The organism is Pseudomonas citronellolis (assembly GCF_001586155.1).
Lineage (GTDB): Bacteria > Pseudomonadota > Gammaproteobacteria > Pseudomonadales > Pseudomonadaceae > Pseudomonas > Pseudomonas citronellolis.
The window spans coordinates 6,577,966-6,599,368 of sequence record NZ_CP014158.1; the positions used below are offsets into that span (position 1 = coordinate 6,577,966).

Genomic DNA, 21,403 nt, shown 5'->3' on the forward strand with positions numbered 1-21,403 from the left:
GAAAACCCTTTTAATGCGCGCCACGTTGCCCAGGTAGCTCAGTTGGTAGAGCAGGGGATTGAAAATCCCCGTGTCGGCGGTTCGATTCCGTCCCTGGGCACCAAGACTCCGAAAGGCCCCTGCGTTCACCAGAACCAGGGGCCTTTTGCATTTCCGCCCTCAGCCGATCACGGCCGCGCTTCCGCCACTGGTCGCCCGCCCGGCGAAACTCCCGCGGTTTCCGTTGTCTACTGGCGCGTAGCACAACGTTTTTTCAGAATGATGACATTCCGGATGATTTCCGCCCGAGGGATGGGATACTTTCAGGCCCTCGATGCCTGAAAAGGGAGTGCTTGTGCATCCTCTAAAACGCTGGTGGCAACAACGCGGCAACCTCGCGACGCTTGCCATCCTGTTCCTGGCGATCCCGCTGGCCAGCCGCCACGCCTTTGGCTGGGGCAACCTCTATGGCTACCTTTCGGATCTGGCCATCGGCAGCCTGCTGGTCCTGCTGCTGCACCGCCTGCGCCTGTTCGTAGCCCTGCCGATCATGCTGCTGTGGGCGCTGATGACGATCGGCAACGCCGAGCTGGTCAGCGCCGTGGGCCGCATGCCCGACCCCAGCGACCTGCACTTCATGGCCGACCCGACCTTCGTCGGCAACTCCACCCAGGGCGGCGGCATCGCCCACCCGTGGCTGGCCGGCGCGCTGCTCGGCGCCATCGTGCTCTGCGCCGTGCTGTGGCGCCGCCGCGAACAGCGCCTGTCGCGCTTCGCCTATGCCGTGCCGGTGGCCCTGCTGGGCGCCCACTTCGGCCTGCAGTACGTGATCCCCAACGACGTCGACGTGTGGAAGCAGTTCAACCTGCCGCACCGCCTGCTGGCCGGCGTCGCCAGCCAGGGCCAGCTCGCCGCCGAGGACTGGCTGGCCGGCGACCAGGGCGACACCCCGCCAGACGTCACCGGGCTGACCCAGCTCGACCTCTCTGGCACCCCGCTGCTGTCCGGCCCGGGCACGGCGAAGAACGTGCTGATCATCACCATGGAAGGCATCCCCGGCGCCTACGTGGCGACCAACCGCGCGGCGCTGAGCAGCAGCTACGAAGAATCCATGATGCCCAGGCTCAGCGCCTGGGCCGAACGCTCGATGACCACCCCGGACTACGTGGTGCACAGCCACCAGACCATCCGCGGCCTCTATGCCCTGCTCTGCGGCGACTACAGCAAGCTGGACAACGGCACGCCCAAGGGCGTCGAGCTGCTGTCCAACCCCGGCCGCGCCGCCGAGTGCCTGCCGGCGCAGCTGCGCCAGCACGGCTTCAGCACCCACTTCCTGCAGGGCGCCGGCCTGCGCTTCATGGCCAAGGACAAGGTGATGCCGGCCATGGGCTTCGACAAGACCCTCGGCCGCGACTGGTTCAAGAAGAAGCCCTACCTGGAGTTCGCCTGGGGCATGGACGACAAGGCCTTCTTCGAGGGCGCGCTGGACTACGTCGGCGAGCTGCGCAAGAACAAGAAGCCGTGGATGCTCACCCTGCTCACCGTCGGCACCCACCAGCCCTACTCGGCCACCCCGGAATACCTGGCCAAGTACCCCACCCCGCGCCAGGCCGCGGTGGGCTACCTGGATGACGCGGTCGACGCCTTCCTCGCCGGCCTGGAGAAACAGGGCGTGCTCAAGGACACCCTGGTGATCGTCACCTCCGACGAATCCCACGGCATCGACAACGTGCGCCTGGCCTCGTCCTGGGGCCTGAACCTGGTGCTGGCCCCCGAGCAGGCGGCGCTGCCGCCGGTGAAGAGCGGCGTCTACGGCCACGTCGACATGGACGCCTCGATCCTCGACTACTTCGGCTTCACCCCGCCGAAGGACGTTTCCGGCCGCTCGCTGTTCCGCGAGTACGACAAGGGTCGCGAGATGGTCTCCTTCACCAACGGCATGCTGCGCTTCCACGACGGCAAGCAGACCTTCACCGAATGCGACTTCCAGCAGGTCTGCCGGCGCTACAAGAGCGATGGTTTCATCGCCGACAGCGCCCAGTTCGTCGGCCGCTTCAGCGGCCGCGACGCCCGCACGGTCGTCGCTCGCGCGGGCATTCTGGATCATTCGGTGATCGGTAACCCGATGGGCCGCGAATACCAGTTCGCCACCCAGGAGAAGATCCGCATCAAGCCGCAGGTCACCAACGAGTACACCGACAACCTGATCGGCGCCCAGTACCTGGAGTTCCCGGCCGACAGCCACACCACCGTGAGCCTGAAGATCCGCGCCCTGCAGATGGACAAGGCCGGCGCCAGGGTGCAGTTGAAGACCCGCGAGTTCGAGCGCCCGGTGAACCTGCCGATCCCCGAGTTCCCGCTGCTGACCCGCGACAAGCCGCTGCAGGTGACCTTCGGCTTCGACAACGAGCGGGCGCGCAAGGCCTTCTCCTTCCACCTGCTGGCCGAAGGCAAGGGCATCATCGAGATCACCGATTTCCACGTGCAGACGCAGCCGCGCAAATCGGCCATCGATGCCAGCGAGCATCCCACCCGCCTGGCCGACGGCAGCGTGCTGCCCGGCCCGCGCATCGGTGGCCGCCCGGCGCTGATGGCCGGCCAGCTCGACCAGCTCGACGAAGAGAGCCGCGACAGCAACGCCGCCGAGCCGCAGATCACCCAGTGAACCCGGGCCCCGACCAATGTCGGGGCCTGCGGTCTTTTCCCCCGCCGGCGAAGCTGGCACTATCGCGCCCCTCGTTTCGCCGGCCCCCTCGCCAGGCTTCCGGGCCCCCGGTGTTCAGCCCAGGCGACAAGGCACTGCGGCAATGCGACAAGATGCCACCATCCAGGCCCGGCGCGGCCCCCGGACGCTTGGCGCCCCCCGGGTCGCGTGATAGGTTGCGTTCGCCAGGAAGGCCCTACCCCCTGCCGCGGCGCGCCGCGAAGCATCCGAACAACAATAGAGGAGCCCCCAATGGCCGAGGCCATACCCGCACTGGAAATCCGTAACCTGCACAAGCGTTACGGCGACCTGGAAGTGCTCAAGGGCATTTCCCTGACCGCCCGCGAAGGCGACGTGATCTCCATTCTCGGCTCCTCGGGTTCCGGCAAGTCGACCTTCCTGCGCTGCATCAACCTGCTGGAAAACCCCCACCAGGGCCAGATCATCGTCGCCGGCGAAGAACTCAAGCTGAAGAAGGCCAAGGACGGGGCGCTGGTCGCCGCCGACAACCGCCAGATCAACCGCCTGCGCAGCGAACTGGGCTTCGTCTTCCAGAACTTCAACCTCTGGCCGCACATGAGCATCCTCGACAACATCATCGAGGCGCCGCGTCGCGTGCTGGGCAAGAGCCGCGCCGAAGCCATCGAGATCGCCGAGGCCCTGCTGGCCAAGGTCGGCATCGCCGACAAGCGCCACAGCTTCCCCGCGCAGCTCTCCGGCGGCCAGCAGCAGCGTGCGGCCATTGCCCGCACCCTGGCCATGCAGCCCAAGGTCATACTGTTCGACGAGCCCACTTCCGCACTGGACCCGGAAATGGTCCAGGAAGTGCTCAACGTGATCCGCGCGCTGGCCGAAGAAGGCCGCACCATGCTGCTGGTCACCCACGAAATGAATTTCGCCCGCCAGGTTTCCAGCGAGGTGGTGTTCCTCCACCAGGGCCTGGTCGAGGAACAGGGTTCCCCCGAGCAGGTCTTCGGGAACCCGCAGTCCGCGCGCTGCAAGCAGTTCATGTCCAGCCACCGCTAACGGAGCAACTTTGCATGAAGAACTATAAGAAGATCCTTCTGGCCGCTGCCGCCACCCTGGCCTTCGGCGCCCACGCGGTCGCCGCCGAGAAGCTGCGCATCGGCACCGAAGGCGCCTACCCGCCCTTCAACGGCATCGACGCCAGCGGCCAGGTGGTCGGCTTCGACCTCGACGTCGGCAAGGCCCTGTGCGCCAAGATGAAGGTCGAGTGCGAGGTGGTCACCTCCGACTGGGACGGCATCATCCCGGCGCTGAACGCCAAGAAGTTCGACTTCATCGTCGCCTCCATGTCGATCACCGACGAGCGCAAGCAGGCGGTGGACTTCACCAACCCCTACTACACCAACAAGCTGCAGTTCGTGGCGCCCAAGTCGGTGGACTTCAAGACCGACAAGGGCTACCTGAAGGGCAAGGTGATCGGCGCCCAGCGCGCGACCATCGCCGGCACCTGGCTTGAGGACAACATGTCCGACACCGTCACCATCAAGCTCTACGACACCCAGGAAAACGCCTACCTGGACCTGTCCTCGGGCCGCCTGGACGGCGTGCTGGCCGACAAGTTCGTGCAGTACGACTGGCTCAAGAGCGACGCCGGCAAGGACTTCGAGTTCAAGGGCCAGCCGGTGTTCGACAACGACAAGATCGGCATCGCCGTGCGCAAAGGCGACCCGCTGCGTGACAAGCTGAACGCCGCCCTGAAGGAAATCGTCGACGACGGCACCTACAAGAAGATCAACGACAAGTACTTCCCCTTCAGCATCTACTGATGCCAGCCCGGCGCGCCCTGTGATCCAGGGCGCGCCCCTTCAGGCGCGATCCCCATGATTTTCGACCTGCACGGTTTCGGCCCGCAGCTGGCGGCCGGCACCCTGATGACGCTCAAGCTGTCCCTGGCCGCGGTCTGCCTCGGCCTGATCCTCGGGCTGCTCGGCGCCATCGCCAAGACCTCTAGGAATGCCTTGCTGCGCATGCTCGGCGGCGCCTACACCACCCTGGTGCGCGGCGTGCCGGAAACCCTCTGGGTGCTGATGATCTACTTCGGCACCGTGGCCGGGCTGAACGCCCTGGGCGACCTGTTCGGCAAGCCCGACCTGGCCCTGAGCCCCTTCGCCGCCGGCACCTGCGCCCTGGGCCTGTGCTTCGGCGCCTACGCCACCGAAGTCTTCCGCGGCGCCCTGCTGGCCGTGCCCAAGGGCCACCGCGAGGCCGGCCAGGCGCTGGGCCTGTCCGCCCCGCGGATCTTCTGGCGCATCGTCCTGCCGCAGGTGTGGCGCGTGGCCCTGCCGGGCCTGGGCAACCTGTACCTGATCCTGCTCAAGGACACCGCCCTGGTCTCGCTGATCACCCTCGACGAGATCATGCGCAAGGCCCAGGTCGCCTCCAACGCGACCAAGGAGCCCTTCACCTTCTACATGACCGCCGCGCTGATCTACCTGGGCCTGACCGTGTTCGTCATGGCCGCCCTGCACTTCCTGGAGCGCCGCGCCGGCCGCGGTTTCGTGAGGAACGAGCTATGACCGACATGGAGCTGATCCTCAAGTGGCTGCCGAAGATGCTCCAGGGCGCCGGGCTGACCCTCGAGCTGCTGGCCTTCGCCGTGGTCGCCGGCCTGGCCCTGGCCGTGCCGCTGGGCATCGCCCGCGCCTCGCGGCACTGGTACGTGCGCGCGCTGCCCTACACCTACATCTTCTTCTTCCGCGGCACCCCGCTGCTGCTGCAGTTGTTCATCGTCTACTACGGCCTGGCGCAGTTCGACTCGGTGCGCCAGGGCCCGCTCTGGCCGTACCTGCGCGACCCATACTGGTGCGCGCTGCTGACCATGACGCTGCACACCGCGGCCTACATCGCCGAGATCCTCCGCGGCGCCATCCATGCCATCCCGGTGGGTGAAGTGGAAGCCGCGCGGGCCCTGGGCATGTCGCGCCGCCAGGCACTGCTGCATATCATCCTGCCGCGCGCCGCGCGCATCGCCCTGCCGGCCTACAGCAACGAGGTGATCCTCATGCTCAAGGCCAGCGCCGTGGTCTACACCGTGACGCTGTTCGACATCATGGGCATGACCCGCACCATCATCGCCCGCACCTACGAGGCCATGCTGTTCTTCTGCCTCGCCGGGGTGTTCTACCTGGTCATCACCCTGGTCCTCACCCGCCTGTTCCGCCTCGCCGAGCGCTGGCTGCGGGTGGACTCCATGCAGGGGCGCTGACCGGCGCTTCCCGGAGGTGACGGGGCCGCTATAATCGCCGCCCCGCCACTCACTCCCAGCGCACCGCCGTGGCCAACCGCCTCACCGACGACGTCCTGCTCCAGCGCTTCCAGGCCCTGGACGCCTTCCTGCTCGCCCACCAGGGGCTGTGGCGGCCCAAGCCCTTCACCCTGCTGGAACTGCCCTGGGAAGCCGAACACCGGGAACTGGCCACCTGGCTGCGCGGACGCGACCTGGAACAGGCCGACGCCGCGCACAACCAGCCCGAACGCCTGCCCGCGCCGGCGCCCTTCCCGGAGCTGGCGAACCGCGCCGCGCAACTGAGCGAAGTCGAGGACCTGCCGTCACATCCGCTACCCAGGCTGCCGGCGCAGTTCCAGGTCGACGTGCCCGGGCGCAAATGGCAGCAGATCGAGGCCTTCGCCAGCCGCCTGGACTTCGCCACGCCCTCCGTGCAGTGGCTGGACTGGTGCGCCGGCAAGGGCCACCTCGGACGCCTGCTGGCCCATGGCGGGCAGCCGCTGCTGAGCCTGGAGCGCGACCTCGCGCTGGTCGACGACGGCCAGCGCCTGAGCGACCGCCTGGGGCTGCGCGCCATGCACGTCGAGCAGGACGTGCTCGCCGAGGGCGCCGCCCGCTACCTGCAGCCCGGCCAGACCGCCGTGGCGCTGCACGCCTGCGGCGACCTGCACGTCCAGTTGCTGCGCCTGGCAGCAAGTAAGCGCTGCCGGCAACTGGCGGTGGCGCCCTGCTGCTACAACCGCATAACCGGCGAGCACTACCAGCCGTTATCCACAGCCGCGGGTGCTTCCCGCCTGAAGCTGGATCAGGACGACCTGCGCCTACCGCTCGCCGAGACGGTCACCGCCGGCGCCCGGATACGGCGCCAGCGCGACAACTCCATGGCCCGGCGCCTGGCCTTCGACCTACTGCAGCGCGAGCTGCGCGGCGAGGACAGCTACCTGCCGGTGCCCTCGGTGCCCACCGACTGGCTGCACAAACCCTTCGCCGACTACTGCCGCGACCTGGCCGCGCTCAAGGGCCTGCCCCGCCCCGCCGAGCGCGACTGGAGCGCGCTGGAGGCCCAAGGCTGGCGGCGCCTGGCCGAGGTGCGCAATCTCGAACTGGTGCGCGGCCTGTTCCGCCGCCCGCTGGAACTCTGGCTGCTGCTCGACCGCGCGCTGTTCCTCGTCGAACAGGGCTACCGGGTACGCCTGGGGCGCTTCTGCGCCAGCCAGATCACGCCGCGAAACCTGCTCATTCTCGCCGAGCACGTCTAGTACGAGCGTTCCAGAGAGAAGCCCACAGAACCTGTGGATAACTCTGTTGAGAACACCGGGAAAATCGCTCACGCGGCCCGCTGCTGGCCTGTCGGCGCGGCTCTGTTCGAATTTTGAACAGACCAGATAATTTCTTTTAAAAACATACTCTTAGGGAAAAACTGAAAAACGCTGAGGCTTTTTTAGCACTAGCCGCCAAGCCATGCCCCGGCATTGTGCATAAGCACTGCTGCCGGGGCCGCGTCGCACACCGAGCGGACACATCCTGTTTCGCGGAACGCTCGCATAGTGCTTTCAGGAACGGATTGTTGCCCATTTGCAACAATCCGCTATTTGTCATTAGCTGCCTAGGCAGTATTATTTCGAAACAGATTTCCTGCCTAGACAGTTATTAGCCTTGCCATGGATCACTACCGCGTCACGGACTTCCCGTTCAGGGGCTCGATCGGCCAGTTGCTGGGGCTGGCGGCCATCCTCAAGGACCGCCTGCTGGACAAGCACCTGATCCACCTGGACATCACCGCCGCGCAATTCAAGGTGCTGTTCTTCATCGGCCAGAACCGCGCCAACACCCCGGGCGAGCTGTGCCGCGAGCTGTCCATCGACAGCGGCTCGATGACGCGCATGCTCGACCGCCTGGCGAAGAAAGACCTGCTGCTGCGCCAGCCCTGCCCCAACGACCGGCGCAGCGTGCGCCTGCAGCTCAGCCCCGCCGGCGAGGCGGTGAACGCCCAGGCGCCACAGATCGCCGTGCGGGCGATGAACGAACTGGTCGGCTGCCTCAGCCCCGAGGAACTGCTGACTCTCACCCGGCTGCTGGACAAGATCCTCGCCAGCCATGGCGTCGCGCCCGGCGCGACCCAGGAGAAGTAGGCCATGCGTGCATTCCGCTTACCCGCCGCTACCCTGCTGGCCAGCGCCGTGGCGCTGGCCGGCTGCGTCAGCTCCTCGGGCCTGGCGCCCAACGGCAAGGCGCTCGACAGCACCTCGCTGCAGGCTGGCCGCAGCCTCGACGGCACACCGCTGTCCAGTGCCGCCTGGCCACGCCGGAACTGGTGGAGCAGCCTGGGCGACGCCCAGCTCGACAGCCTGATCGACGAGGCCCTGAAAGGCACGCCGGACCTGCAGATCGCCGACGCCCGCGCGCGCCAGGCCGCCGCCGCGGCCAACGCCGCCGATGCCGAGCGCATGCCCACGCTCAATGGCAAGGCCAGCTATGCGGGCATCCGCGCGCCCACCAGCGTGCTCCCCGCGCCAACGGGCGGGCATTATTCGGCGGTGAAGTACCTGTCGCTGGGCTTCAACTATGACTTCGACCTCTGGGGCGGCCAGCGCGCCGCCTGGGAAGCCGCCCTCGGCCAGGCCAACGCCGCCGAGGTGGACCGCCAGGCCGCGGCCATCACCCTCTCGGCCAACGTCGCCCGCGCCTACAGCGAGCTCGGCCACGCCTTCGCCGTGCGCGACCTGTCCCGCGACGAGCTGGAACGTTCGCAGCGCCTGTTCGAGCTCAGCCGCAAGCGCATGGACGCCGGCCTGGACAGCAAGGTGCAGTTGCAGCAGACGCAAACCCAGGTGGCCAGCGCCCGCCAGCAGCTGGCCGCCGCCGAACAGCAGATCGCCAGCGACCGCATCGCCCTGGCCGCGCTGCTCGGCCAGGGGCCGGACCGCGGCCTCGACCTGCAGCGCCCGCAAGCGCTCAAGACCGATGCCCTGAGCCTGCCGCCGAACCTGCCGGCGGAACTGCTCGGCCGCCGCCCGGACATAGTCGCCGCACGCTGGCGCGTCGAGGCCGCGAGCAAGGACATCCAGGCGGCGAAGACGCAGTTCTACCCGAACCTCAACCTGGGCGCGATGGTCGGCCTGGCCAGCATGCACACCAGCGACCTGCTGGAGGCGCCGAGCCGCTTCTTCCAGGTCGCCCCGGCCATCTCCCTGCCGCTGTTCGACGGCGGCCGCCTGCGCGCCAACCTGGCCGGCAAGGATGCGGACTACGACCTGGCCGTGGCGCAGTACAACAAGACCCTGGTCGGCGCCCTGGGCGAGGTCAGCGACGACCTCAGCCAGCTGCGCTCGCTGGAGCAGCAACTGCTCGACCAGCGCGAGGCCCGCGACATCGCCAAGTCCAACTTCGAACTGGCCATGCGCCGCTATGGCGAAGGCGTCGGCAACTACCTCGACGCCCTCAGCGTGCAGCAACAGCTGCTGCTCGCCGAGCGCCAGCTGGCCAACCTGGAAGCCCAGCGCATCGACCTCTCCGTCCAGTTGGTGCAAGCCCTGGGCGGCGGCTTCCAGGCCGACTCCGTTCCCCCGTCTTCCGCCCCGCTCGCCCAGGCGGGCGCAGCTGCCGTGCACTAAGAGGCAACCGCCATGACCACCGATACCCAAGAAACCACCGGCGGCAACCCCCAGCGCAAGCGCTGGCTGCTGATCCTGCTGGTCGTCGTCATCCTCGCCGGCATCGCCGCGGCGCTCTGGGAGTTCCTCTACGGGCGCTGGCACGAAGACACCGACGATGCCTACGTCAACGGCAACGTGGTGCAGATCACCCCGCAGATCACCGGCACCGTGGTCAGCATCGGCGCCGACGACGGCAACCTGGTGCACAAGGGCCAGGTGCTGGTGAAGTTCGACCCCAGCGACGCCGACGTGGCCCTGCAGCAGGCCGAAGCCAACCTGGCGCGCACCGTGCGCCAGGTGCGCGGGCTGTTCAGCAACGTCGACGGCTACAAGGCCGACGTCGCCGCGAAGAAGGTCGCCCTGGCCAAGGCCGAGGCCGACTTCAAGCGCCGCCAGCACCTGGCCGACGACGGCGCCATCTCCCGCGAGGAACTGGCCCACGCCCGCGATGCGCTGGATACCGCGCGCAGCTCGCTGACCAGCGCCGAACAGCAGCTGGACACCAACCGCGCGCTGGTGGACGACACCGTCGTCGCCTCCCACCCGGACGTCAAGGCGGCCGCCGCCAAGCTGCGCCAGGCCTACCTGGACGACGCCCGCGCGGTGATAGTCGCGCCGGTGACCGGCTACGTGGCCAAGCGCACCGTGCAGGTCGGCCAGCGCGTGCAGCCGGGCACCGCGCTGATGGCGGTGATCCCGCTGGAGCAGGTATGGATCGACGCCAACTTCAAGGAAACCCAGCTGCAGCACATGCGCATCGGCCAGCCGGTGGAAATCCGTTCGGACCTCTACGGCAGCTCGGTCAAGTACCAGGGCAGCGTGGAAAGCCTGGGCGTGGGCACCGGCAGCGCCTTCTCCCTGCTGCCGGCACAGAACGCCACCGGCAACTGGATCAAGATCGTCCAGCGCGTGCCCGTACGCATCCGCGTCGACGCCAGGCAACTGGAAGAACACCCGCTGCGCATCGGCCTGTCGATGGACGTCAACGTCGACCTGCACGACCAGAGCGGCCCAGCCCTGTCGCAGCAGCCGCCGAAGGAAGCGCTGTTCTCCACCGACGTCTACCAGCAGCAGCTGGCCTCGGCGGACCAGCTCATCGAGCAGCTGATCCACGCCAACATGGCCGACGGCCGCGGCCGCAGCACCGCCGCGCGCTGAGCCCGGAAGCATCATGAGCGAGAACAGCAGCAACGGCGCCTTCAGCCCGCCCAGCCTGGTGATGGCCACCATCGGCCTGTCCCTGGCGACCTTCATGCAGGTGCTAGACACCACCATCGCCAACGTCGCCCTGCCGACCATCTCCGGCAACCTCGGGGTGAGCGCCGAGCAGGGCACCTGGGTGATCACCTCCTTCGCGGTGAGCAACGCCATCGCCCTGCCCCTGACCGGCTGGCTGAGCCGCAAGGTCGGCGAGGTGCGGCTGTTCATCGCCGCCACCCTCCTCTTCGTGATCGCCTCCTTCCTCTGCGGCGTGGCCCAGCAGATGGGCATGCTGGTGGGCTTCCGCGCCCTGCAGGGCTTCGTCGCCGGGCCGCTGTACCCGATCACCCAGACACTGCTGATCTCCATCTACCCGCCGGCCAAGCGCGGCATGGCCCTGGCGCTGCTGGCGATGGTCACGGTGGTGGCGCCCATCGCCGGGCCCATCCTCGGCGGCTGGATCACCGACAGCTACAGCTGGCCGTGGATCTTCTTCATCAACGTGCCGATCGGCCTGTTCGCCGCCTTCGTGGTCTACCAGCAACTGAAGAAACGCCCGGTGGTGATCAAGCACGCGCCCATGGACTACATGGGGCTGATCCTGCTGGTCCTCGGCGTGGGCGCGCTGCAGATCGTGCTCGACAAGGGCAACGACCTGGACTGGTTCGAGTCGAACTTCATCGTCGGCGGCACCGTGGTGTCGGTCATCGCCCTGGCGGCCTTCGTCATCTGGGAACTGACCGACAAGCACCCGATCGTCAACCTGCGCCTGTTCGTGCACCGCAACTTCACCTTCGGCACCCTGGCGCTGGTGGGCGGCTACGCCGGCTTCTTCGGCATGAACCTGCTGCTGCCGCAGTGGCTGCAGACGCAGATGGGCTACACCGCCACCTGGGCGGGCCTGGCCGCGGCGCCGATCGGCATCCTGCCGGTGTTCCTCTCGCCGCTGGTAGGCCGCTACGCCAACAACTTCGACCTGCGCATCCTCGCCGGCCTGGCGTTCCTGGTGATGTCCGTCACCAGCTTCATGCGCGCCGCCTTCAACACCGAGGTCGACTACTACCACATCGCCCTGGTGCAGACGCTCATGGGCCTGGGCGTGGCCTTCTTCTTCATGCCCATCCTCAGCATCCTGCTCTCCGACCTGCCGCCGGACCAGATCGCCGACGGCTCGGGCCTGGCCACCTTCCTGCGCACCCTGGGCGGCAGCTTCGCGGCCTCCCTCACCACCTGGATCTGGGACCGCCGCGCCACGCTGCACCACGCCCACCTGACAGAAAGCCTGAGCACCTACGACCCGGCCACCCGCGACGCCCTGGACCTGCTCGGCGGCGCCAACCAGCACGGCGCGGCCATGCTCGACCGCATCGTCGAAGGCCAGGCCTACATGCTCTCCACGGTGGAATACTTCACCCTGCTCGGCTGGCTGTTCCTGACCCTGCTGGCCATCATCTGGCTGGCCAAGCCCCCCTTCGGCGCCAAGCCGGGAGCGGCCGCCAGCGGCCACTGAGCGAACGGGCACAGGCTGAAAAATCAGAGGTTTACACCGCCCGGCGCGTGGCTATAATGGCGTCCCTCCTTGCCGGTATAGCTCAGCTGGTAGAGCAACTGACTTGTAATCAGTAGGTCCCGGGTTCGACTCCTGGTGCCGGCACCATACAGACGAAGGCCCGCAGAAATGCGGGCCTTTTTCTTTGTCTGTCCTCTAGCGCAACGCAGCAGAGGATGAATCTTCATCTCGCCCCTGGGCGTGGGCAATCCGTACCCGCTCATCAGGGAAGATGCGATTCTCTTTTTCCAGCGTGTAGTAGGTCCTGATGTAGTCGGCGTACTTCAAGAACTGTTCCTTGTTGCCCGCTGGAACACCCGGCTCCATGACGACACCATCCCGCGTGGTCATGAAGATATCGCCGCCAATGGCTGCGACCCCAAATGGAACGATCCGCTTTGCATCGAAGATCGAACGCCCAATGAAACTGTTAGCGACCTTCTGCACGCCCAGCAGGTGCAGCAGAGTGGGCGCAAAGTCGATTGAACTCCGCCCATCGGCATCAAACGTCTGAGGCAGTACATGAGCGGGATCGTAGATAGCCAGGGGAATCCGATCCACGAAATATGGCTGATAGTTCTCCCCCCGCACCGCGTCGACAAAGGGTGGCTCAGGGTAGGTTGCGTGGTCCGCCGTAAATACCAGAACCGTGTCCTTGGCGTACTTCGAAGAGAAGAAATAGTTCAAGAACTGCCCGAGTTGCCGATCGTAGTTGTGCATACGATTCAGCACGGAATTCTTGCCATCCCCATACTTTTCGACCCCCTGTGGAACATCCAGAAATGCATGGGTACCGATGTCGTAAAGTCCAATAAAGAAAGGCCTATCGTTTGCAGCCTGGACTCTCGACTCCAGCATTGAGTTCAAGGATCGGAAAAGATCCTTGTCACTAAGAGATCCGGCGGTCAGAGTAGCCTTACCTTGCAGGAACTCGTCATTCAGGCTATCGAATGAATAGACCTGGTCGAAGTCCAGAGCACGCAGCATAGTGTTCAGCTGAACTGAGTCATGATGCGGCGAGAAGAAGTAAGTGTCATATCCACGCGCGCGGAAGATTTGCGGCAGTGTCCTGTAGCGAATACGCGCCAGGGATTGCGCATTATCACCCTCAACCCAGCCGGCGCCAGACTGCGCGCCTCCCGTCCCCGGATATCCGGAAGCCATCTGCCCCTGGAGCCCTCGATAGGTCGCCGCAGTGTGGTTAAAATAATTATCGACTCGCATGGAACGGCCCAATAGAGTATCGATATTTGGCGTCAAGCCGGGATGGCTTCCGCCATAGGCATTGATCAGGCGCGCCGACATACCCTCGGTGAAAATGACTATGACATTGCGCTTCTTCTTGGTCTGAACGACCCTCTCAAAAGGAAGAGAGCTGCTGTAGACATAACTCTTCTTGAACGGGAACTCACTATCCTTGACGAAATAGATATCCCCATCAAATTCCGAAGCAGCTGGGCGAAACTCATCCATGCGACGCTCAGCCAGGATATAGGTCGTCCGCAATAGAGATAGGAGAGGCGCCTGATTCTTCTGAAGAGAAATGACACCACGCTCATGCGCGGTTGCAAGGAAGGTCACGAGATAACCAACCAAAACAACGGCCCATACTCCGACAAAAATTCTTGATGCCTGCTTCACCTCGCGATAGCGCCTTGACGTATGGGAGAACAGCAGAAAAACCCAGCCTAACACCACTGCGCCTATCATTGCCTTGAGCAACCAGGTAGTCGTCAAGCGGCTTTCCGCACTATTCTCCATCGCAAGAACAGTGATGTAGCTATTTGACAGGTATAGCGAATAAGTTTGAGCGACATAAACCATGCCGACGACCAAAGGGAGAAGCAGGTAAATCCCCCATCGCCATATGCTTGAGCGTACGCGACGCATGGGTGAGACAATGACACCTAACCCACCGAGAATCGCAAGTTCAACCAAGGGCAACAGCCCCTTGATCATCTCCGGCGGCAGAGGGCCCTGCACCCTTGCACAATATTTGGCAAATACCGTCAGAAATATCCCTGCCACGCCGAAGAAATAAGCGACGTACAAAAACCTGGGATCAAATATGCGCCTCACTTGCAACCTCACTGCCTAAAAGACGTGATGTGACCGACCGAGCGGATAGCCCTATCCATCTGTCAAAATTCCGTAATGCTAGCAGGATTAATCTGTAGGGTCTTTGCCCGCAGGTCAGGCCAACCAGAAATCAGGCACCCATTGAGGCAAGCATGTGATCGCCTCTACGGCAGTCCCGAAGCCCCATTTCGCCACCTTTAGGGAACCTTCTCCAGATATTGCGGTCGCAGGCGAGGAGCTTCCCGCCCGCCCAATGGCTATCCCGCTGGTTTACTAGCAAGCGACCATGCATATAATCGAGTTTTACTCAGCAAATCAGCCACCTAAGGCATTTCTGAGAATATTTATCAGTTACCCATTGATCGGGGCGACAAAGCCAAGGGCGGCATATTGAATCAGGCATCGGCATCGCTCCTTCACCGTGCAGGGAAGGCAGAGCAAGCTTCCGGTACGGTCGCAATTCTGCTTTCCACCTACAACGGCGAGCGTTATCTGGCGGAGCAGTTGGACTCATTGATCAGCCAGACCTATGGGAACTGGATCATTCATGCCTCTGATGATGGTTCCCAGGACGCGACCCTCTCCATCCTGCAGCGCTATCAACGGCAGTTGGGTGAAGGACGACTGGTACTGCACCAGGGGCCGGCAAGAGGGTTCTCGGCCAACTTCCTTTCACTGGTCAGGGCAGCAGGCGTCCAGGCCAGCTATTACGCATTCTGTGACCAGGACGACATCTGGGCGCCCGAGAAACTCGAGCGCGGACTGGCCTGGATCTCCAGCCGGCCTACAGAAAAACCCCTGCTGCACTGCTCGCGCACCCGCCTGATCGACGAGGCGGGAAAACCGATCGGCCTCTCCCCGCTGTTCAAGGCTCCCCTGTCCTTCGAAAATGCATTGGTGCAGAGCATCGCCGGTGGCAACACCATGCTGTTCAACGAAGAAACCCGAAAGCTGCTCGCAACGACCCGGGAATCCAGCCACATCGTTTCCCATGACTGGTGGTCGTACATCCTGGTAACCGGCTGTGGGGGGGAGGTCTGCTATGATCCTGAATCCACGCTGAATTACCGCCAGCATTCGCAGAACCTGATCGGTTCCAATATATCGATCCGCGGCCGACTGCAGCGCCTACGCAGGCTTCTGAAAGGCACCTTCAAGACGTGGAACGAGGCGAATCTGGCAGCCCTGGCTCCCATGCGCAACCATCTGACACCGCACAGCTTGGAAGTCCTTGAGCTGTTCGCCCAGGCCCGAACGGCCCCGCTCCTCCAACGACTCAGGCTGGTGCGTAAGGCTGGTATCTACCGCCAGACCTTTCAGGGCAACCTGGGGCTGTTCATTGCTACTCTTTTCCAGAGGTTTTGATTCATGACCATTCTCGTCACCGGCAGCGCCGGCTTCATCGGCGCCAACTTCGTTCTCGACTGGCTGGCAGGCAATGACGAAAAGGCCATCAGCCTCGACAAGCTGACCTACGCCGGCAACCGCCAGAACCTGGCCAGCCTGGACGGCGACGAGCGGCATGTGTTCGTGCACGGCGACATCGGCGATGGCGAACTGGTCTCCCGCCTGCTGGCCGAGCACCAACCCCGCGCCATACTGAACTTCGCCGCCGAATCTCACGTCGACCGCTCCATCCACGGCCCGGAAGACTTCATCCAGACCAACATCGTCGGCACCTTCCGCCTGCTGGAGGCGGTCCGCGCCTACTGGAATGGCCTTGGCGACGAGCAGAAGTCCGCCTTCCGCTTCCTCCACGTCTCCACCGACGAGGTCTACGGCTCGCTGGGCCCGAACGATCCGGCCTTCCGCGAAAGCAACAAGTACGAACCGAACAGCCCCTACTCGGCCTCCAAGGCCGCGTCCGACCACCTGGTCCGCGCCTACCACCACACCTACGGGCTGCCGGTGCTGACCACCAACTGCTCGAACAACTACGGCCCCTATCACTTCCCCGAGAAGCTGATCCCGCTGGTCATCCACAACGCCCTGGCCGGCAAGCTGCTGCCGATCTACGGCGACGGCCAACAGGTCCGCGACTGGCTGTACGTAAAGGACCACTGCGCCGCCATCCGCCGCGTGCTGGAAGCCGGCCAACTGGGCGAGACCTATAACGTCGGCGGCTGGAACGAGAAAGCCAATATCGACGTGGTCCATACCCTGTGCGACATCCTCGACCAGGAGCAGCCGCGGACCGACGGACGGAGCTACCGCGAGCAGATCACCTTCGTCAAAGATCGCCCCGGTCATGATCGCCGCTACGCCATCGACGCCACCCGCCTCGAACGCGAGCTGGGCTGGAAACCGGCGGAAACCTTCGAGACCGGCATCCGCAAGACCGTGCGCTGGTACCTGGACAACCAGGCCTGGGTGAACAACGTCACCAGCGGCGCATACCGCGAATGGGTAGGTAAGCAGTACGCATGAACAAGATTCTTCTACTCGGCGCCAACGGCCAGGTCGGCTGGGAACTCCAGCGCGCCCTCGCGCCCCTGGCGCAACTGGTGGTCTGTGACCGGCAACGGGCCGACCTGAGCGACCTTGCGGGGCTGGCCCGGCTGGTCGCCGAAGAACGTCCCGACGTGATCGTCAACGCCGGCGCCTACACCGCGGTCGACAAGGCCGAAAGCGACGTCGACGCCGCCCGCCGGATCAATGCCGAGGCAGTCGCGACCCTGGCCCAGGCTGCGCGGGAAGTCGATGCCTGGCTGGTGCACTACTCCACCGATTACGTCTTCGACGGCAGCGGCGACGCGCCCTTCGAGGAAGACGCCGTCACCGGCCCCCTGGGCGTCTATGGCCAGACCAAGCTGGAAGGCGAGCTTGCCATCCGCGAGAGCGGCTGCCGCCACCTGATCTTCCGCACCAGCTGGGTCTATGCCGCGCGCGGGGCGAACTTCGCCAAGACCATGCTGCGCCTGGCCAAGGAGCGCGACGAACTGCGCGTCATCGCCGACCAGGTGGGCGCACCGACCAGCGCCGAACTGATCGCCGACGTCACCGCCCTGGCGCTGCTGCGCCTGGCCCATGATGCCGGCCTGCGCGAACGCGCCAGCGGTACCTATCATCTGGTCGCCAGCGGCGAGACCAGTTGGCACCGCTATGCCCAATTCGTCATCGGCGAAGCCATCCGCCTGGGCGCCGGCCTGCGCGCCACGCCAGAACGCATCGCCCCCATCGCCACCAGCGAATACCCGCTGCCGGCGAAACGCCCGGCCAACTCGCGCCTGGCCAACGACAAGCTGCAACGCACCTTCGGCCTGGTACTGCCCACCTGGGAGTACCATGTCCAACGCATGATCCGGGAACTGGTAGACCAGGGAGCAATATGAAACGCAAAGGCATCATCCTCGCCGGGGGTTCCGGCACCCGCCTGCATCCGGCGACCCTGGCCATCTCCAAGCAGCTGCTGCCGGTCTACGACAAGCCGATGATCTACTACCCGCTCAGCACCCTGATGCTGGCGGGCATCCGCGACATCCTGATCATCTCCACCCCGCAGGACACCCCGCGCTTCGAGCAACTGCTCGGCGACGGCAGCCAGTGGGGCCTGAACCTGCAGTACGCCGTGCAACCGTCCCCGGATGGCCTGGCCCAGGCGTTCCTGATCGGCGAGGAGTTCATCGGCAACGACCTCTGCGCCCTGGTGCTGGGCGACAATATCTACCACGGCCACGACTTCCAGGAACTGCTGGTCAGCGCCATGCAGCGCACCTCCGGCGCCAGCGTGTTCGCCTACCACGTGCATGATCCGGAACGTTACGGCGTGGTCGAGTTCAATGCCGACGGCAAGGCCATCAGCCTCGAGGAAAAGCCGGTCAAACCGAAGTCCAGCTACGCGGTGACCGGCCTGTACTTCTACGACAACCAGGTGATCGACATCGCCAAGAACATCAAGCCCTCCGCCCGTGGCGAACTGGAGATCACCGACGTCAACAAGGCCTACCTGGAAGCCGGCAAGCTTTCCGTGGAGATCATGGGCCGCGGCTACGCCTGGCTGGACACCGGCACCCACGACTCGCTGCTGGAAGCCAGCCACTTCATCGCCACCCTGGAAAACCGCCAGGGCCTGAAGGTCGCCTGCCCGGAAGAGATCGCCTTCCGCCAGAAGTGGATCAGCGCCGAGCAGCTCGAAACCCTGGCCGTCCCGCTGGCCAAGAATGGCTATGGCCAATACCTGAAACGCCTGCTGGTCGAGACCGTCTACTGATGAAAGCTACCCGTCTTACAATCCCGGAAGTGGTCCTGATCGAACCCAAGGTCTTCGGCGACGACCGCGGGTTCTTCTTCGAAAGCTTCAACCACCAGCAATTCGAGGAAGCCATCGGCCGCCCGGTGAAGTTCGTCCAGGACAACCATTCGCGCTCCTCGAAGGGCGTGCTGCGCGGCCTGCACTACCAACTCCAGAATCCCCAGGGGAAACTGGTGCGCGTGGTCAACGGCGAAGTCTTCGACGTCGCCGTGGACATGCGCCGCTCCTCGCCGACATTCGGCAAATGGGTAGGCGCCCTGCTGAGCGCAGAGAACAAGCACCAGCTGTGGGTACCGGAAGGTTTCGCCCATGGCTTCGTGGTGCTGTCGGACTCGGCGGACTTCCTCTACAAGACTACTGATTATTGGTACCCGGAGCATGAACGGGCACTGATCTGGAACGATCCCAGCGTTGGTATCGACTGGCCTATTTCCGGTGAACCAACCTTATCGACCAAGGACATTGCGGCAAAATCACTTCAAGATGCCGAAGCATTTGCACAGCATTTCACCACGATAACAACACCATGAAGAAATTCGAAGTATCTCCGCTGAGTCTATTTGGCTCTCTTTATAATAACAGACAACTGCTTCTGGACCTCTCTTGGCGCGAAATCACCAGCCGTTATAAAGGCTCGGTTTTCGGCATGTTGTGGTCCATGTTGACACCGATCCTTATGCTCGGGATTTATACCTTCATCTTCAGCGAGGTATTCCAGTCCAGATGGCCTAACATTAATGAGGGCTCTCGCTCCTCCTTTGCACTCATCCTGTTCTCCGGATTAATAGCCTTCAACTTTTTCAGCGAATGCGTGGGGCGCTCACCATATATCATTTGCTCCAACCCAAACTTCGTAAAAAAAGTAATATTCCCACTAGAAATTCTCCCATGCGTGACCATCATCTCCACACTTTTCCATGCAACGATCGGTTTGGGCATTCTTTTCATTTTTGAGCTGTTCGCGTTCGGGGAAATTCCTGCAACTGCTTTACTTCTGCCCATCGCCTTCGCCCCTCTGATTTTCCTGACAATGGGGCTGACCTGGCTTCTCGCCGCGCTGGGCGTCTACTTGCGCGACATAGGGCAAACTATCGGAATCGTACTGACGGGGCTATTGTTCATCTCGCCGATATTCTTTCCTATGAGTTCTTTCCCCGAAAAATGGCGCGGTCTTGCAAGCCTCAATCCTTTGGCGATGCCCATTGAGCAGATTCGCAACGTACTGATTTTCTCTAAGGAAATAGATACGCACTACCTCATGTATTACGCGACAACCTCACTGATCATCGCATGGCTCGGCTATGCAGTTTTCCAGGCATCCAGAAAAGGATTTGCCGATGTCCTCTGAGATCGCCATTCGAGTCAAGGACATCGGCAAGGTTTTCCACACGTATACCAAGCCGCATGATCGACTTGTTCAAGGTCTGCTTTCCTTGATTTCCCGTGTCGCCCCCTCAGCGAGGGTCAAGGCATATTTTCACCGCAAAGCAGAGGCTCGCCGCCGCGACTTTCATGCTCTGCAAAGTGTCAGCTTCGAAGTAAACAAGGGACAAACCGTCGGCATCATCGGTCGCAACGGGTCCGGTAAAAGCACTTTACTACAAATCATCTGCGGTACCCTGACACCAACGGTGGGAGAGGCCTATTTCAGCGGCAAGGTTGCTGCATTGCTTGAACTCGGTTCCGGATTCAATCCGGAATTCACCGGACGCGATAACGTCTACCTGAGCGGTCAACTGTATGGTCTCAGCAAGAAACAGATCGACGAACGCTATGACAAGATTATCGAGTTCGCTGATATCGGCGAGTTTGTAGATCAGCCGGTAAAAACCTACTCCAGCGGCATGATGGTCCGCTTGGCATTCTCCGTAATCGCCCATGTCGATGCGGAAATCCTCATCATCGATGAAGCACTAGCAGTAGGCGACGTGTTCTTCACACAAAAGTGTATGCGTTTTCTTCGACAGTTCATGCAGACAGGGACGGTCCTCTTCGTCAGTCACGATACCGCCAGCGTCAAAAGTCTCTGCTCCCACGTTATCTGGCTGGACCATGGCCTTGTGGTTCAATCCGGTGCTCCCAAAGACGTCTGCGACAGTTATCTGAGTGCCCTACTGGAATCACAACATGGGAAAACGGCCAAGCAGTCTCCAGCCGACCTGCCCCGTAGGCCGCCGGAGATCAGCGAGTGCTATGATCAACGACAGAAATTCCTGAATGCCTCCAATCTTCGCAACGACTTACGTGTGTTCGACTTCAATCAGAACAGTAGCGGGTATGGTAAAGACCATGCCTCCATTATTGATGTCGAGTTCAGAAATTCGAATGGGCAGCGCCTTAGCTGGATAGTCGGAGGAGAAGAAGTCACCCTGCTGGTCAGAGGCGTAGGCTATCGAGATATTCCCAGTCCCATTGTCGGCTTCTACGTCAAGGACAGGCTCGGCCAGACTCTCTTTGGTGAAAATACCTATCTAAAATACAGAGATGCGCCAGTCTATCTATCTAGCGGCCAGGCGTTCGAGGCTAGCTTCCAGTACCAGATGCCGATCCTTCCCGCCGGCGACTATTCTGTGTGCGTGGCTCTTGCCGACGGAACACAATCCGAACACACACAACTTCACTGGATTCACGATGCAATCGTATTCCGTTCGGAGTCGTCCAGCGTCACCACCGGCTTGGTAGGCATTCCGATACGCGAAATTAAAATCGAGATAGTTTGAATTGTCGATTC

At 63.2% G+C, this 21,403-nt stretch carries 18 protein-coding genes and 2 tRNA genes; 19 read left to right on the forward strand and 1 reads right to left on the reverse strand.

Going from position 1 to position 21,403, the window contains the following annotated elements; all coding sequences use genetic code 11:
• Window positions 1-27: 27 nt before the first annotated feature.
• The 12 genes from PcP3B5_RS28675 (at window position 28) to PcP3B5_RS28730 (ending at window position 12,449) form a co-directional block, all read left to right on the forward strand.
• Window positions 28-103, forward strand: a tRNA-Phe gene (locus tag PcP3B5_RS28675).
• A gap of 231 nt (window positions 104-334) precedes the next feature.
• Window positions 335-2,644 (forward strand): LTA synthase family protein, encoded by a 2,310-nt coding sequence (locus PcP3B5_RS28680; RefSeq protein ID WP_411392979.1) that lies wholly within the window; start codon window positions 335-337, stop codon window positions 2,642-2,644.
• Between the two features lie 291 nt (window positions 2,645-2,935).
• A complete protein-coding gene (locus tag PcP3B5_RS28685; protein ID WP_043268338.1) occupies window positions 2,936-3,709 on the forward strand; it encodes an ABC transporter ATP-binding protein in 774 nt (257 codons plus the stop codon).
• Window positions 3,710-3,723: 14 nt separating this feature from the next.
• Window positions 3,724-4,476, forward strand: a complete 753-nt coding sequence (locus PcP3B5_RS28690) for an ABC transporter substrate-binding protein (protein WP_043317561.1) — start codon at window positions 3,724-3,726, stop codon at window positions 4,474-4,476.
• A gap of 54 nt (window positions 4,477-4,530) precedes the next feature.
• Window positions 4,531-5,226 (forward strand): ABC transporter permease, encoded by a 696-nt coding sequence (locus PcP3B5_RS28695; RefSeq protein WP_061563038.1) that lies wholly within the window; start codon window positions 4,531-4,533, stop codon window positions 5,224-5,226.
• A complete protein-coding gene (locus tag PcP3B5_RS28700) occupies window positions 5,223-5,915 on the forward strand; it encodes an ABC transporter permease (protein WP_009613854.1) in 693 nt (230 codons plus the stop codon). The genes PcP3B5_RS28695 and PcP3B5_RS28700 overlap by 4 nt, the downstream gene beginning before the upstream one ends.
• 68 nt (window positions 5,916-5,983) lie before the next feature.
• On the forward strand, window positions 5,984-7,195 hold the full coding sequence (locus tag PcP3B5_RS28705; RefSeq protein WP_061563039.1) for a methyltransferase: 1,212 nt from the start codon (window positions 5,984-5,986) through the stop codon (window positions 7,193-7,195).
• A gap of 402 nt (window positions 7,196-7,597) precedes the next feature.
• Window positions 7,598-8,068 (forward strand): MarR family winged helix-turn-helix transcriptional regulator, encoded by a 471-nt coding sequence (locus PcP3B5_RS28710; protein WP_043268330.1) that lies wholly within the window; start codon window positions 7,598-7,600, stop codon window positions 8,066-8,068.
• A gap of 3 nt (window positions 8,069-8,071) precedes the next feature.
• Complete coding sequence (locus PcP3B5_RS28715) at window positions 8,072-9,550, forward strand: efflux transporter outer membrane subunit (protein ID WP_061563040.1); 1,479 nt, start codon at window positions 8,072-8,074, stop codon at window positions 9,548-9,550.
• A 12-nt stretch (window positions 9,551-9,562) separates the two neighbouring features.
• Window positions 9,563-10,750 (forward strand): HlyD/EmrA/EmrK family protein, encoded by a 1,188-nt coding sequence (locus PcP3B5_RS28720; protein WP_061563041.1) that lies wholly within the window; start codon window positions 9,563-9,565, stop codon window positions 10,748-10,750.
• Between the two features lie 13 nt (window positions 10,751-10,763).
• A complete protein-coding gene (locus tag PcP3B5_RS28725; protein ID WP_043268326.1) occupies window positions 10,764-12,302 on the forward strand; it encodes a DHA2 family efflux MFS transporter permease subunit in 1,539 nt (512 codons plus the stop codon).
• 71 nt (window positions 12,303-12,373) lie between these two features.
• Window positions 12,374-12,449 (forward strand) — tRNA-Thr (locus tag PcP3B5_RS28730).
• A gap of 48 nt (window positions 12,450-12,497) precedes the next feature.
• Here the strand turns inward: PcP3B5_RS28730 and PcP3B5_RS28735 are convergent.
• Window positions 12,498-14,300 carry an LTA synthase family protein gene (locus tag PcP3B5_RS28735; RefSeq protein ID WP_145923960.1) on the reverse strand — a complete coding sequence of 601 codons (1,803 nt, stop codon included), beginning with the start codon at window positions 14,298-14,300 and terminating at the stop codon, window positions 12,498-12,500.
• A gap of 510 nt (window positions 14,301-14,810) precedes the next feature.
• Between PcP3B5_RS28735 and PcP3B5_RS28740 the strand changes: the two genes are divergently transcribed.
• The 7 genes from PcP3B5_RS28740 to PcP3B5_RS28770 are packed head-to-tail and all read left to right on the forward strand — an operon-like array spanning window position 14,811 to window position 21,392.
• A complete protein-coding gene (locus PcP3B5_RS28740; protein WP_082816429.1) occupies window positions 14,811-15,785 on the forward strand; it encodes a glycosyltransferase family 2 protein in 975 nt (324 codons plus the stop codon).
• A 3-nt stretch (window positions 15,786-15,788) separates the two neighbouring features.
• The gene (gene rfbB / locus PcP3B5_RS28745) at window positions 15,789-16,847 is read left to right on the forward strand and encodes a dTDP-glucose 4,6-dehydratase (RefSeq protein ID WP_061563043.1); all 1,059 of its coding nucleotides are present in this window, start codon (window positions 15,789-15,791) and stop codon (window positions 16,845-16,847) included.
• Complete coding sequence (gene rfbD, locus PcP3B5_RS28750; protein ID WP_061563044.1) at window positions 16,844-17,752, forward strand: dTDP-4-dehydrorhamnose reductase; 909 nt, start codon at window positions 16,844-16,846, stop codon at window positions 17,750-17,752. Before rfbB ends, rfbD begins: the two co-directional genes overlap by 4 nt.
• Complete coding sequence (gene rfbA / locus PcP3B5_RS28755; protein ID WP_043317546.1) at window positions 17,749-18,630, forward strand: glucose-1-phosphate thymidylyltransferase RfbA; 882 nt, start codon at window positions 17,749-17,751, stop codon at window positions 18,628-18,630. The genes rfbD and rfbA overlap by 4 nt, the downstream gene beginning before the upstream one ends.
• Complete coding sequence (gene rfbC, locus PcP3B5_RS28760; RefSeq protein WP_061563045.1) at window positions 18,630-19,202, forward strand: dTDP-4-dehydrorhamnose 3,5-epimerase; 573 nt, start codon at window positions 18,630-18,632, stop codon at window positions 19,200-19,202. The genes rfbA and rfbC overlap by 1 nt, the downstream gene beginning before the upstream one ends.
• Entirely contained in the window at window positions 19,199-20,020 is an 822-nt protein-coding gene (locus PcP3B5_RS28765; protein WP_061563046.1) for an ABC transporter permease, read from the forward strand. The genes rfbC and PcP3B5_RS28765 overlap by 4 nt, the downstream gene beginning before the upstream one ends.
• Window positions 20,010-21,392 carry an ABC transporter ATP-binding protein gene (locus tag PcP3B5_RS28770; protein ID WP_061563047.1) on the forward strand — a complete coding sequence of 461 codons (1,383 nt, stop codon included), beginning with the start codon at window positions 20,010-20,012 and terminating at the stop codon, window positions 21,390-21,392. Before PcP3B5_RS28765 ends, PcP3B5_RS28770 begins: the two co-directional genes overlap by 11 nt.
• Window positions 21,393-21,403: the final 11 nt, after the last annotated feature.

Bases quoted from the DNA above. Each gene is read 5' to 3' on its own strand.
- rfbD (WP_061563044.1), top strand. From the start codon at position 16,844: ATGAACAAGATTCTTCTACTCGGCGCCAACGGCCAGGTCGGCTGGGAA.
- PcP3B5_RS28725 (WP_043268326.1), top strand. From the start codon at position 10,764: ATGAGCGAGAACAGCAGCAACGGCGCCTTCAGCCCGCCCAGCCTGGTG.
- PcP3B5_RS28770 (WP_061563047.1), top strand. From the start codon at position 20,010: ATGTCCTCTGAGATCGCCATTCGAGTCAAGGACATCGGCAAGGTTTTC.
- PcP3B5_RS28720 (WP_061563041.1), top strand. From the start codon at position 9,563: ATGACCACCGATACCCAAGAAACCACCGGCGGCAACCCCCAGCGCAAG.
- rfbB (WP_061563043.1), top strand. From the start codon at position 15,789: ATGACCATTCTCGTCACCGGCAGCGCCGGCTTCATCGGCGCCAACTTC.
- PcP3B5_RS28695 (WP_061563038.1), top strand. From the start codon at position 4,531: ATGATTTTCGACCTGCACGGTTTCGGCCCGCAGCTGGCGGCCGGCACC.
- PcP3B5_RS28685 (WP_043268338.1), top strand. From the start codon at position 2,936: ATGGCCGAGGCCATACCCGCACTGGAAATCCGTAACCTGCACAAGCGT.
- rfbA (WP_043317546.1), top strand. From the start codon at position 17,749: ATGAAACGCAAAGGCATCATCCTCGCCGGGGGTTCCGGCACCCGCCTG.
- PcP3B5_RS28735 (WP_145923960.1), bottom strand. From the start codon at position 14,300: ATGATCAAGGGGCTGTTGCCCTTGGTTGAACTTGCGATTCTCGGTGGG.
- rfbC (WP_061563045.1), top strand. From the start codon at position 18,630: ATGAAAGCTACCCGTCTTACAATCCCGGAAGTGGTCCTGATCGAACCC.
- PcP3B5_RS28715 (WP_061563040.1), top strand. From the start codon at position 8,072: ATGCGTGCATTCCGCTTACCCGCCGCTACCCTGCTGGCCAGCGCCGTG.
- PcP3B5_RS28690 (WP_043317561.1), top strand. From the start codon at position 3,724: ATGAAGAACTATAAGAAGATCCTTCTGGCCGCTGCCGCCACCCTGGCC.
- PcP3B5_RS28700 (WP_009613854.1), top strand. From the start codon at position 5,223: ATGACCGACATGGAGCTGATCCTCAAGTGGCTGCCGAAGATGCTCCAG.
- PcP3B5_RS28765 (WP_061563046.1), top strand. From the start codon at position 19,199: ATGAAGAAATTCGAAGTATCTCCGCTGAGTCTATTTGGCTCTCTTTAT.
- PcP3B5_RS28710 (WP_043268330.1), top strand. From the start codon at position 7,598: ATGGATCACTACCGCGTCACGGACTTCCCGTTCAGGGGCTCGATCGGC.